At 43.8% G+C, this 13127-nt stretch carries 10 protein-coding genes; 6 read left to right on the forward strand and 4 right to left on the reverse strand.

All coding sequences use genetic code 11. The features are described 5' to 3' along the window. The first annotated feature begins 116 nt into the window (after positions 1-116). Complete coding sequence (locus SPI9445_RS23855; RefSeq protein WP_164674443.1) at positions 117-650, forward strand: hypothetical protein; 534 nt, start codon at positions 117-119, stop codon at positions 648-650. On the opposite strand, the gene SPI9445_RS0101115 is transcribed toward SPI9445_RS23855, so the two are convergent. Next, a complete protein-coding gene (locus tag SPI9445_RS0101115) occupies positions 639-1136 on the reverse strand; it encodes a 2TM domain-containing protein (RefSeq protein ID WP_017302869.1) in 498 nt (165 codons plus the stop codon). The genes SPI9445_RS23855 and SPI9445_RS0101115 overlap by 12 nt on opposite strands. A 199-nt stretch (positions 1137-1335) precedes the next feature. On the opposite strand from SPI9445_RS0101115, the gene SPI9445_RS0101120 reads away from it, so the two are divergent. Together SPI9445_RS0101120 and SPI9445_RS31560 are read left to right on the forward strand one after the other, a co-directional pair. Then, positions 1336-3054 carry an ABC1 kinase family protein gene (locus tag SPI9445_RS0101120; RefSeq protein ID WP_017302870.1) on the forward strand — a complete coding sequence of 573 codons (1719 nt, stop codon included), beginning with the start codon at positions 1336-1338 and terminating at the stop codon, positions 3052-3054. Positions 3055-3097: 43 nt separating this feature from the next. After that, positions 3098-3220, forward strand: a complete 123-nt coding sequence (locus tag SPI9445_RS31560) for a hypothetical protein (RefSeq protein WP_272943219.1) — start codon at positions 3098-3100, stop codon at positions 3218-3220. Here SPI9445_RS31560 and SPI9445_RS0101130 read toward each other — a convergent pair. After that, entirely contained in the window at positions 3217-4440 is a 1224-nt protein-coding gene (locus SPI9445_RS0101130; protein ID WP_202803617.1) for a Caspase domain-containing protein, read from the reverse strand. The genes SPI9445_RS31560 and SPI9445_RS0101130 overlap by 4 nt on opposite strands. Before the next feature lie 136 nt (positions 4441-4576). On the opposite strand from SPI9445_RS0101130, the gene SPI9445_RS0101135 reads away from it, so the two are divergent. Then, positions 4577-5032 (forward strand): EVE domain-containing protein, encoded by a 456-nt coding sequence (locus tag SPI9445_RS0101135; protein ID WP_017302873.1) that lies wholly within the window; start codon positions 4577-4579, stop codon positions 5030-5032. A 97-nt stretch (positions 5033-5129) separates the two neighbouring features. Here SPI9445_RS0101135 and SPI9445_RS27195 read toward each other — a convergent pair whose 3' ends face one another. Next, on the reverse strand, positions 5130-6449 hold the full coding sequence (locus SPI9445_RS27195) for a sensor histidine kinase (RefSeq protein WP_017302874.1): 1320 nt from the start codon (positions 6447-6449) through the stop codon (positions 5130-5132). Between the two features lie 6 nt (positions 6450-6455). Beyond that, positions 6456-8600 (reverse strand): glycine--tRNA ligase subunit beta, encoded by a 2145-nt coding sequence (gene glyS, locus SPI9445_RS0101145; protein ID WP_017302875.1) that lies wholly within the window; start codon positions 8598-8600, stop codon positions 6456-6458. A gap of 124 nt (positions 8601-8724) precedes the next feature. Between glyS and SPI9445_RS0101150 the strand changes: the two genes are divergently transcribed. Both SPI9445_RS0101150 and SPI9445_RS0101155 read left to right on the forward strand, forming a co-directional pair. Further along, positions 8725-11502 (forward strand): ATP-binding protein, encoded by a 2778-nt coding sequence (locus SPI9445_RS0101150; RefSeq protein WP_017302876.1) that lies wholly within the window; start codon positions 8725-8727, stop codon positions 11500-11502. 56 nt (positions 11503-11558) lie between these two features. Next, positions 11559-12950 carry a diguanylate cyclase domain-containing protein gene (locus tag SPI9445_RS0101155; protein WP_017302877.1) on the forward strand — a complete coding sequence of 464 codons (1392 nt, stop codon included), beginning with the start codon at positions 11559-11561 and terminating at the stop codon, positions 12948-12950. Positions 12951-13127: the final 177 nt, after the last annotated feature.

The raw sequence follows: 13127 nt of genomic DNA on the forward strand, positions 1-13127 counted from the left end.
ATATTGAGGAGGATGTAGCGGGATACAGCAAAGTCATTTCAATCATACTATGGATTGACGGTTCGATTTCCCCCTTGGATTGCTCGATTTAGCCTTATTTTCCCCATTTTTTGATTATGATGCAAACGGCACATCAAACCCGCTTAAACTCAACGCCTCCGGCCTTAGTCGCTTATAATCCTCAAGCTTTATCGAGTTTGAATCGTGCGATCGCCTTTTCTGTGGGAGAACCGGGTTTTCTCCTCGCCCACTGCGAGAATCTCCATCTCCGTCGGGATATTATTCAAGAAGTCTTAGCTAATCCTGCCCTACAAGTGGAGGTTTTAACCCTCCATCCTTCGGTGACTCAGTTATTTAGTACCCTAGAAGGGGCATTAAGCCAACCTCATCCCGATGTTGTGATGATTTTAGGTCTAGAATCGGTGGTGGATTTAGAGGCCTTCTGGAGTGCCGCCAATTTGATGCGGGAGCAATTTAAGTCCGCTTTCCCCTTCCCCCTTGTCTTCTGGGTGAATGATCGAGTCTTACGCCAACTCCGCCGCGTTGCCCCAGATTTTGCCAATCAAGCCCCTCCAGCTTTACGGATGGAGGGAATTGTTGATCTCAGGGTCGGTGTCGGGAGGATGTCACGAGTTTCTTTAAGTCTGTAGGGCTTTCTGTACTGTTGTCCAAAGCCCTTGTAGGGTATTTTTAATCTGGCGGTTGCGCTCCCAACGTTCAAAGGCTCGTTGATAAGCTACCCCTTTAGGTTGAAAGACTTGCCACGCATTAAATGCTACCCCGGCGCTGGTGAATAAAAGAATATAGCGCGACCAGGAGAACCCCCCACCACTAATCAGGTCTAAACCGATGAAAAAGGCGGTAATCAGCAGATATTTAATCGTTTTTTGCTGAAATTGCTCTTGGCGGTATGCGTCGAATTCCTGATGGAGTTGGTCACTTTCTTTTTTTTCTAACCAAGTCTTTTCGGCTAGATAGAGACATTCGGGGGAGATTTCCATGTCGGCGGCAATCTCTAGCAATTGCTGGCGGGTGAGTTCCCCATCATAGTCTTGCTGGGCGATCGCAATTTGCAAGATTTGCTGGATTTCTTCGGGTTGGTAGGTGGGGGGATGATTAAGATCAGAACCAGTCATGAGTCTCTCCCTGTAGATCAAAAACCCTGCGTTTTCGGACAGGGGCAAAAAAAGCGGAATGGTATTCCCATTATGCCGAATAATTTCGGCACTCGTGAAGATATTCCTTTGGCCTGTTCCCCTGAAGTTTGTATTTTTGTATACTGGCAAGTAAAGATTTTTAGCAAAAACTTCCAGATCAAGAGGCATTAGAACTTTCGTGAGTCAACAGCGCATAGTTTCTCTAGAGGGGGAATTTGTCCCCGGACAGTCCCTCCGGTATGATCCCAAGGCGATCGCCAAATATTACAGCGCCCGCCCTTGGTTAGCGATTGGACGAACTCTTGTAGTCTTGTGGATGCTCGGCGGATTCGTCATCCAGTTTCTCCTTGACCGATGGCGCAAACCAACCAAGAACAATCACAACAAACGCGCCCAACACCTCCGGCAAATTCTCACCCAATTAGGCCCCACGGCGATTAAAGTAGGTCAAGCGCTCTCTACTCGTCCAGATTTAGTCCGCCGGGATTTTTTGGATGAATTAACCAAATTACAAGATCAACTCCCCCCCTACGATAACGAAATTGCTTTTGAGATTATTCGTCAACAATTAGGTCAAGCTCCCCAAGATATATTTAAGGAAATTTCCACCCATCCCGTCGCGGCCGCCAGTTTAGGGCAAGTCTACCGCGCTGTTTTGCACACGGGGGAAGATGTGGCGGTGAAGGTGCAACGACCGAATTTGTTGCCGAAGATTACCCTAGATTTATTCTTAATGCGCTGGGCAGCTGGGTGGATTTCTCCCTTGCTGCCCTTAAATTTAGGGCATGATTTAACCCTGATTGTTGATGAATTTGGGATTAAATTATTTGAGGAAATTGATTATATTAACGAAGCTCGCAATGCGGAAAAGTTTGCCGCTAATTTTGCCGATGATCCCACGGTTAAAGTACCCGTAATTTACTGGCGTTATACTAGCCATAATGTCTTAACTTTAGAGTGGATTCATGGCTTTAAATTGACCGATACGGAGAAGGTCAGAGCCGCAGGTTTAGATACCAATGAGTTAATCACGATTGGGGTTAATTCGGGTTTACGGCAACTGTTAGAGTTTGGCTTTTTTCACGCCGATCCTCACCCAGGAAACTTGTTTGCTATGCCCGATGGTCGCATGGCTTTTATTGATTTCGGCATGATGGATCAACTGAGTGAAACTACCAAGGAAACCATTGCTGCATCGGTGGTTCACTTAATTAATCGGGATTATTTAGCCCTTGCTGATGATTTTCGTCTGTTAGGGTTTCTGAGTAAAGATACGCGCATTGAGCCGATTATTCCGGCCTTAGAAAAGGTGTTAGGAAATGCGATGGGGGAAAGTGTGGGAGACTTCAATTTTAAAACCATCACCGATGAGTTTTCAGAATTGATGTATGATTACCCGTTCCGGGTTCCCGCTCAATTTTCTTTGATTATTCGCTCTTTGGTCACGCAAGAGGGATTAGCGCTGAGTTTAAGCCCACGATTTAAGATTGTTGAGGTAGCCTATCCTTATGTGGCGCGTCGTTTGTTAAAGGGGGAATCTCCGGCCATGCGACGGCGTTTATTAGAGGTGTTAATTAAGGATGGTAAGTTCCAATGGGAACGCTTAGAAAATATGCTGACGATTGCCCAAACTGATGGCAATTTTGACCTCATCCCGACGGCACAGTTAGGATTACAATATTTAATGTCGGAGGAGGGTCATTATTTACGTCAGCAAATCCTGTTAGCTTTGACGGAAAATGACCGTTTACACACCGAAGAAGTCCAACGTCTTTGGGATTTAGTGAAACACGAAATCACGCCAAGTCGCTTGTTTGACGTGGCGTGGAATGCGCTGCGGGATATGTCGAGCGAACGGATGGCGGCTTTAGTTCCTCCTGCGATCGCACAGCGTTAGCGAAGATGTGTTAATTATCAATTATCAATTCCCGCACTGGTATATGAGAACCTGGCGAGAACATGGGGAAAGAATGCGAGAACAACAACGACAAAATCCTCCCCCTGTCCCAGAAAAATTAAGGAAATTACGCGCTCAACGACAAGCTCAAGACGCATGGCATTAATCTTTCCTTCCTTTTTCCCAAGATTGGTTTTCACAATTGAGGAGATGATCAATAAAAGCGATCGCCTCCTCATGGGGAGAAACCCGGATCTGTTGTTCCTTGGCGACGTTGAAGATTTCCATTTGTAACCGTTCCAGAAACGCATTATCCACCTGAGAAACACGCCGGGTAAAAGGCAAACGGTTCAAATTCTGACGGTAGGAACGTTGTATATCAAAACCAAAACGATCCGCGATCGTCAAAATCACATACTCTTGCTCGGGCCGTGCCAAATCTACAAACGCCTCTAAAGGTTGAGACAGCCATAACGAACGTTCTGGGGGAGTGACTTGTTCCTGTAACCACACCTCCAAGGTCGAAACCGGGAGATCCATGGTTTTCAGATCCACTTTAGCAAAAGCATGAGCTTCCTGATAGGAAATCCGACCATCTCGATCATAATCTGCTGATGCCACAGCTTCCCCGAGGCGATTTTTTCCACTTAATCCCGCGAAGAAACTGGAACTATAATCCACATAGTCCGCCTCATTCACCTCTGGACTACACCCCACGGAGGGACGAGTGCGCACCGTAGCGAAAAACCCACAACGGTTATGGGGTGCGATCGCCGCCGTAGAATCTCCCCCCTCATAAATCAAATCGGCAAAAGATCCGGCGAAACATTGCGCCATCATCGTCACTACAGGCATTTCTGGCGGCAATTGATCCAACTGTTGCGCCAAATCTTGCACCGAAACCCTTGTATCGTCCCAGAAAATCAACTCATTGGGTAAACCGTGACCCGTAAAGTAAAAAAAGAGTGGCTGATTGAATGGCCGTCGTCCCGCGTCCTGTAACCACCGTTTCAGATTCTCTGGAGTCGAAGCACCCCGCACCCCAGGAATTTCCGGCGGTTTAAACAAACTCTGTCCTCGTCCATTCACAAAACGCACCGTTGCTTCCCGACTATTCCCACTGGCAAAAAACACATCGGCTTTTTGGGGATTAAAGCCAAAATGGGCAAGGAGACGCTGAAAATACAAGACATTCTTTTCTAAGGCAATCTCCGTATTATCTCTTGTCCCTCCCCCAGCCATCACTAAAAAATGAGTCGGTTGCGCTGACGAAGATTGACAAAACGAATCCAGTTTAGTCCAGAGGGGATCACTCTCCAGCAGAGGACTCCCTCCCAACAGTAACCCCAAGACACTCCCCACTACGGACTGAAGTACTGAAACCATACACCACTTAAAAATAAACATTACAGAAAGGCTACACCCTATAAGCTATCATGCTTTTGAATGAGGGGAGGAGGAAGAAAACCCTAAATATTCAATAGAACCCTGTTGAACGTGAGCAAATTTCTGGCAAAACATCATGAATTACTGGCTTGTTAAATCTGAACCCCTAACCTACAGTATTGACCAGTTTAAACAAGATAAAACCACCCTCTGGGATGGTGTGCGAAACTATCAAGCGCGCAACTTTTTACAAGCTATGACCTTGGGGGATCTGGCTTTTTTTTACCATTCTAATACTAAAATTCCCGGTATTGTTGGCCTAGGAAAAGTGACGCAAACCCAAGTCATTGACCCCACTCAATTTAATCCCCAAAGTCCCTATTTTGACCCTAAATCAAGTCCCGACTCTCCTCGGTGGTTTACGGTTGAGTTGATCTATCTTAAAACTTTTGTTCAGGTCATTTCTTTAGCTCACTTAAAAGCACAATTTGAGGGGGAAGATTTTGCCTTAGTGAAAAAAGGAAATCGTTTATCCGTGATGCCTGTACCGGAAAAGATTGCTGAGAAAATTCTACAGTGGGGAGAAAAGTAAACAGTAAGAGATGGGGAATAAGGGGGGAATTGACAATGATTGTTACCTCTTCCCTCTTCCCGATTCCCTGAACGGGTGCTTAACTTGTCACCCGTGCTTAATACCGAATGGGAATTTCAATCATAAAGGTTGTTCCCTGACCCATTTTGGATTCACAGGTTATTGTTCCATTATGATTTTGGGTAATGATTTCTTGACTCATGGATAAGCCTAAACCTGTTCCTTGATCTGAGGCTTTGGTGGTAAAAAAAGGCTGAAAGATTTGGGGTAAAATATCCTCGGGAATGCCATCTCCGGTATCACTAAAGGTAATTTTAATCTGGTTGGACTCGGTTTTTTCGGTGGTGATGGTGATGGTAGGTTTCCGACCACTTTGACCTAAGCGGACGGTGGTTAAGGCATCAATGGAGTTACTAAAGAGGTTCATAAAAACCTGATTTAGTTTTCCGGGGTAGCCTTGAGTGATGGGAATATCGCCGTAGTTTTTAACAATTTGAATTTCAAGTTCTGCTCCTTTAGCTTTGAGTTGATTATGGAGAATCACTTCCAAACTGTCTACGATTTCGTGGATATTCACGTCTTTTATGTCGGATTCATCGGCCCGGGCAAAGTTGGTTAAGGATAAGAGCATAGACTGCATTCGACTTGCTCCGGTTTGCATGGAGTTCAGAACTTTGGGCAGGTCTTCTAACAAAAATTCAAGGTCGTATTCTTCAATTAAATCTTCAACATCGGCGGCAGGTTCAGGGTAGTTATCTTGATAAGCGTTAACAATTTCTACCAGTTGTTCTAGGTATTCTTTGGCATAAACTAGATTACCGGAAATGAAGTTTACGGAGTTGTTAATCTCATGGGTGACTCCTCCGACTAAATGCCCTAACATGGACATTTTTTCACTCTGCATGAGTTGGTTTTGAGTGCGTTGTAAAAGGTCTGGGTCTGAGTGGGAGGGGGTGCTAGAGGATGGGCTACGGGTGAGGGCGATCGCACTTTGTTGGGTAATCAGTCTCAAAAGTTCGCTCTCTGTGCCTTCTATCCCCTCGCTGTTGGCGAGTTCTACATATAAAACCCCTAGGGGGGTGTTTTGGCGGTTCAAGGGCGCACAATAGATACTAGCCCCCTCTGAGGGGATGCTGGCTTGTTGACTGGTCCAGACTTGTTCAATCAAGGGAGTGGGAAGATCGGGACAGTCGGTTAGGGGCAGGGGGGCGGCATCATAACAGGTAATTGGTGGGGTGGTGGCGGCCTGGGCAATAGCCATCACCTGCAAACTCCCTCCTACTTCCCAGACTAATCCGGCTTTTTGACTCCCCACCTCGTCTAACAAAACCCCCATTACAGCCCGCAGAATGTCCCCCAGTTGGCTGGGATGAAAGAGGGTTTCAGTAATTTTTACGGTCTGGTCTAATTTCAACATAAGAAGTTACTTGACAATTTCGCCAAAATCTGCTAGCACACGGGCATGGTTGCGCAGGAGTCCCAATAAGTTTAAACGATTGGCTTGCACTTCGGGGTTTTTGGCCATCACTAAGACGCTATCTTCCCCGTCAAAAAAGCGGCTGACGGTGGGGGTAAATTCCGCTAAACTGTCCACAAGGCGCTGATAATTGCGTTGGGCTTGGGCGGCTTGAGTTTGGGGGACTAATTGCATTAATCCCTCATAAAAGGCTTGTTCTGAGGACTGTTCAAACAAGTCTGGACGCACTACGGCGGCGGGATCAAGTTCTTGGGTGTTTAGGCTACCTTTGGCGGCTAAACGGGCTGAACGGTTGATGGTTTCGTAGATTTTAGCCAGTTCTTGAGTTTGGCGGATCTGTTGTAGGAATAAGGCGCGATCGCGCAAGTCCAAAATATCCCCTAATGCCCGTTCTGTATATTCCCCATCGTTATTCCCCAGTACCGCATTCACCAAATCATAATCTACTTGGTACTCTTCCTGTAACAACGTCCGTAGACGTTGAATAAAGAAATCTTGTAACAAGTTAAGGGGAGATTCTCGTTCAGGATTCCCACTGACAAAAGCCTCAGAAAACTGTTCAAGTAAGTTCCCTAAATTCAGGCTTAAATTCCCCGCCCAGGCAATATTTAAAATACCATTAGCCGCCCGTCGTAGGGCGAAAGGATCGGATGATCCCGTGGGAATCATGCCCAAACCAAAAATTGACACGAGACTATCTAAACGATCGGCAATTCCCACCACTTGCCCGGTTAAAGATTGAGGCAAACTATCCCCCGCCCCTCGGGGTAAGTAATGCTCAAAAATTGCCTCAGCCACTTCGGGATCTTCCCCAGACTTCAGCGCATATTTTTGTCCCATGATGCCCTGTAATTCTGGGAATTCATAAACCATCTGAGAGACTAAATCCACTTTACACAACAGCGCCGCTCGTTCGACTTTTTCCCACTGTTCTGGGCTTAACTGTAACTGTTGAGAGAGTTCCTCGGCTACCTCAATAATTCGATCCACTTTATCCCGAATTGAGCCTAAATCTTCTTGAAATGTCACCGTTTCTAAACCCGGAAGATAAGCCTCTAAGGGTTCATCAGAGTCTGAATCATAGAAAAACTTAGCATCGGCTAAACGAGCGCGAATCACTCGCCCATTGCCTGTCGCGATAATTTCCGCCTTGGTTGGATCACCATTAGAAATTGTGATAAAATAGGGCAATAGGGGACTTTTATCTTCGGCTTCTGCTTTAACGGGAAAATAGCGCTGGTGTGTCACCATGACCATTTTAATCACTTCTGTTGGTAGTTCTAAAAACTCGGAATCGAATTTTCCAACAACGGCATGGGGAAATTCTACTAAGTTAGTAACCTCGCTTAAAAGTTCATCGGGAATTTCGGCATAGCCTTGAACAGAAGCGGCGGCTTTTTGAACTTGTTCTTTGATGTGGTTTTGACGAGTTTGGGGGTTAACTTCTATACCTGCTTGCTGTAAACAGGATACATATTGAGCCGCTTCAGGAATAGCAATAGAATCCGGATGTAATACCCGATGACCTCTAGAGAAGCGATTACTTTTTAGCTGTTCTGAACCGTTGATGATTTCGAGGGGGAGAATGTCTTGATCCCATAGAGTTACTAACCAGCGAATGGGACGGGGAAAGCGTAAATCTCCATCACCCCAACGCATAAAACGACGGCCTTCTAAACGATTAATCCACTGGGGAACTAATGCAGTCAAAATCTCTGTTGTGGGTTGTCCGGGGATGTTTTTTTGCAGAAAGACAAATTCTCCTTTATCGGTTGCGCGTAATTCAAGAGAATCTACCTCTACCCCTTGTTTTTTAGCAAAACCGACGGCCGCTGGGGTGGGTTTTCCCTCTTTAAAGGCAATTTGTGCAGGGGGGCCTTTTATTTCTTCTTCACGGTTGGGTTGTTGGGGGGGGAGTCCAGTGATGAGAACCGCTAAACGACGGGGTGTTGCGTAAACTTCAACCGTTTGGGGGGTCAAATACTGTTCTGTCAAGCTTTCGGGGATGAAACTCTGCCACTGGGCGATCGCACCATCCATAAAATCGGCGGGCAGTTCTTCTGTACCAACTTCCAATAAAAAATGTGGCATAACACAGGACTAAAATAACCATTCACTGGATTAGTGTATCTCATTTGTGGACGGGGAAACCGAACAAAATCTATGTTTTCTCTCCCTGTCCCTTGATTAACTTGAATTGTAGGCTCTAATTGAGATGAAAATAAAATTCTTTGATGCTGGGTTAAAAAAAATAACGCTTCCGGTTGTTTTTGTCCTTCCCTTTGTGTTGCAAATTTTGGCAACGGTGAGTTTAGTGGGTTATCTCTCTTTTCGCAATGGACGAAACGCTGTGGAGTCCTTAGTTGAGGCGTTAATGGGGGAAATTGGCGATCGCATTGAAAAGGAAGTTCACAGTTATTTAGATGTTCCGGTCAAAATCGTCCGCAATCATCAGGCTTTAATCAACTCCGGTGTTCTCGATTTAGAAAACATAGATCAATGGTTGCCCTATTTATTGGATCAGTATCAAAAAAATCGCCTTGATGCTGTAACAGGAATTCAATTAGTGAATGTCAATAATGGAGAATATCGGGCAGCCGGACAAGCCTATGCGAAAGGAGTTCCCGAAGAAGGGGTAGCCATTTATGGAGTGAGGACAAACTTTCGTTATCAAGGGTTTTTAACCCTAGAAGATGCCTACAATTTAACCAATGCTAAAGTCGATTTACCCAACTTTGTCCTTACAGAAAGGGCTTGGTATCAAAAAGCCATGACTCATCAAGAGGAGGTTTGGATAGATGTCTATCAGCGTTTTATTAATCCTGATCGTTTTTCTATTGCTTTATCTAGACCTTTATTTGTGCCGGGAGTTGATGCACCCCAAGGAATCAGTGTTGTTCAATTAGAGATTAGAAATCTACAAAACTTTCTAGAATCTTTAAATATTGGTCAAACAGGACAGGCTTTCATTCTAGATCAATCCGGTCAGATTGTGGCGAGTTCTATTGAAGAAAATCCTGTTTTCGTTGAAAATCAACAAATTTTCCGCCTTCAGGGAGTCAATAGTCAAAATGCCATTACTCGTCAGGTGTCTCAGTATGTGTCCAACCCTGATGGAGCTACTGTTTTAAGAGATCAAGGGATTAAATTAATTCAATTAAACCAGAAAAAGTATTACATTAAGTCTTTTAACTTAACCCAGCAGTACGAGTTAAGCTGGCAATTGTTTGTGATCATTCCTCAAGATGATTTTATGGCAGAAATTAAAGCCAGTACCCGCCAAACGATATGGATTTCATTGATTGCCCTAGGAGGAGCTATTGTCATCGGTACTATGACAGGCCACTGGGTCACTCAGCCCATTTTGCGGTTGAATAAAGCGGCTCAAGAGTTAGCAAAAGGTAACTGGGAAAAACCTATTCCTACAACAAGAAAAGATGAACTTGGACAACTTACACTGTCTTATAATTTGATGGCAGAACAGTTAAAACAGATGTTTTTAGAACTGCACACTGTTAATATTCAACTAGAAAAAAAGGTACAAAAAAGAACAGTCGATTTAGCCGAAGCAAAGGAGAAAGCTGAGGTTGCAAACCAAGCTAAAAGCGCATTTTTAGCCAATATGAGCCATGAGTTAAGATCGCCCCTAAATGCCATTTTAGGGTTCTCTCAATTGATGCTGAATAACAGTTCCTTAGAGGAGGAGACACAAGAAAATATAGAAATAATTTATAAAAGTGGTCAATATTTACTCACTTTAATTAATCAGGTGTTAGATTTATCTAAAATCGAATCAGGGAAAATGCTGTTAGAGATTCAGTCCTTCAATTTATATAATCTACTCGAAGAAGTCGAAACTTTATTTGACCTGACAGCACAAAAAAAAGGATTGTACTTCCACATTGAACTATCCAGTAACCTGCCCCAGTATATTAACTCTGACTCAGTTAAACTCCGTCAGGTGCTAATTAATCTCTTAAGTAATGCGTTTAAGTTTACCCATGTCGGTGGTGTTTCTCTTTATGCTCACTACCAAAAACAATGGCAAGAGGAGATAGAACAAGATATCATTTTTGTTCGAGTGACAGACACTGGCCCCGGAATTGCTTCAGATGAAATACAAGATTTATTTATTCCTTTTACCCAAACTCTAACCGGAAGAGAATCCCAAGAAGGAACAGGTTTAGGACTAGCGTTATGTCAAAAAATTGTGCAGTTAATGGGGGGAACAATTGAAGTTCATAGTCAAGTGGGTTCAGGAACAACATTTTGTTTTAATTTTCCTATTCATCTCTCAGCCGTTATTCCCAATTCTCCAGAACGTCTTGCTCGTCGGGTGATAGGACTCGAACCTAATCAACCCACCTATCGCCTGTTAATTGTCGATGATAAACCCACCAATTGTCAATTATTGGTCAAACTGCTGAAACCCTTGGGATTTTCCCTCAAAACAGCCCATAATGGAGAAGAGGCGATCGCAATCTGGGAAGAATGGGATCCCCATTTAGTCTGGATGGACATGAGGATGCCTGTTTTAGATGGTTATGCCGCGACGCAAAGGATTAAAAGTAGTCCCAAGGGAAAGGATACCGTAATTGTTGCTCTGACCGCTAGTGTTTTGGATGAACAACGCAAGATGATTGAGGCCATTGGTTGCGATGGTTTTCTGCGCAAACCCTTTGACGAAATTCAGATATTAGAACTCTTAGAAGAACATTTAGGGGTTCGTTTTATTGACGAGATTAAGGAGGAAAATATTACTCCAGTAAAACCCATTAAAGAGTTAACCTCTCTTGATTTTATGAAAATGCCTAAAGATTGGATTGCCCGCCTATATCAAGCGTCGGTTGACTTAGAAGAGGAAGAACTTGTAGAATTAATTGAGCAAATTCCGGCGAATCAGGAGGCACTATCTCAGGGGTTAAGTGATTTAGTTTCACAATATCGCTTTGATAAAATCAGGTTATTAGTTGAACCTCTTATTGTAATCTAATTGTAATCTAATTGTAATCTAAATCATCAGGACTTAACTTGTGTAGGAAAACGACTATGACGGGAAATCAGGAAAATATCCTCATCGTAGATGATTTAAAGGAAAATTTACAAGTTTTAAGTAAAATCTTGTCAAAATATGACTACAAAGTGCGCAAAACTCTCGATGGAGAAACCGCTTTGTTGGCTTGTGAATCCAGTCAGCCGGATTTAGTAATATTGGATGTTAGAATGCCCGGGATGGATGGTTATACTGTCTGTAAGCAACTCAAAAGCAATCCATTAACCTCTGATATTCCCGTTATATTTATTAGTGCCTTAAATGATGTTTTAGATAAAGTTAAAGCCTTTCATGTGGGAGGAGCGGACTATTTAACTAAGCCGTTTCAGCAGGAAGAAGTTTTAGCACGGGTTAAGCATCAACTCTTATTACAACGACAACGAAAAACCTTAGAATCTGAAATTAAAAAGCGTCAAGAAAAAGAGGAGGAGTTACGAACAGAACTTCTGAAGCATCAACAAACGACTGAGATTTTGTATCAATCTCGGGCTTTTATTAGTAGTATTTTAAATCACTCCTTAGATGGCATTACGGCCTTAGAAGCGATTCGAGATCCTAAAACCGGAAAAATAGAAGATTTTCGTTGTTTACTGGTGAATCCCGTGATTGCTAAAATTTTAGACCGACCGACGGATCAGTTAATTGGTAAGGTTTTATTTCGGCGGATTATGAGTAAAATTAATCCTTATTTTATGACTAAAATTGTTGAAGTTGTGCAAACTGGAAATTCCTTAAAAGAAGATTTTTATTACAAAACGGAAAACTATGAAGCTTGGTATCATGTCATTGCCGTTAAGTTAGGAGACGGCGTTTCTTTAACTCTTCGAGATGTGACAGAGCGTAAGTTTTTAGAATTACGTCTAAGTCATGCCAATCAAGAACTAAAAAACTTGGCCATTGTCGATGGTTTAACTCAACTGAAGAATCGTCTTTATTTTGACCAACGGTTTGAGCAAGAGTGGCGGCATTGTATGAGAGAATCCCAACATCTTGGGCTGATTATGTGCGATGTGGATTATTTTAAACTCTACAATGACACCTATGGTCATCCTAGGGGAGATTCCTGTTTAAAACAAGTGGCTGAGGTGATTCAAGGTATTATCAAGCGTCCTTCGGATTTGGCCGCTCGTTATGGGGGGGAGGAGTTTATTCTATTGTTACCCAATACCCCTTTAGAGGGAGCTTTAAGGGTGGCGGAGTCGGTACAGCAAGGGGTGGAGCAATTACAGATTCCCCATAAGCGATCGCCTATTTCCCCCTATATTACCCTAAGTTGTGGTGTAGCCAGCATGATCCCCACCTTAGACACTTTACCGGGTACGTTGTTAGATATGGCCGATCAGGCTCTCTATGAAGCCAAAAATCGCGGCCGGAATCAAGTCGTTTAAGGTTTTCCCAAGATTTGCGGGTGAGGAGAAGATGCTAGGATCAACCCAGATTTAACAAAAATGTTGCGGAATTCCCCTTCCTCGCTTGCAGGGACCGGATGGATAGCAACCCAGCAATATACTGAGGGCTTGCTGAATAAGTCCGAGAGTTGGGGAATCGGGAGTCGGGAGTCGGGA

Origin of the sequence: Spirulina subsalsa PCC 9445, assembly GCF_000314005.1 — a bacterium.
Lineage (GTDB): Bacteria > Cyanobacteriota > Cyanobacteriia > Cyanobacteriales > Spirulinaceae > Spirulina_A > Spirulina_A subsalsa.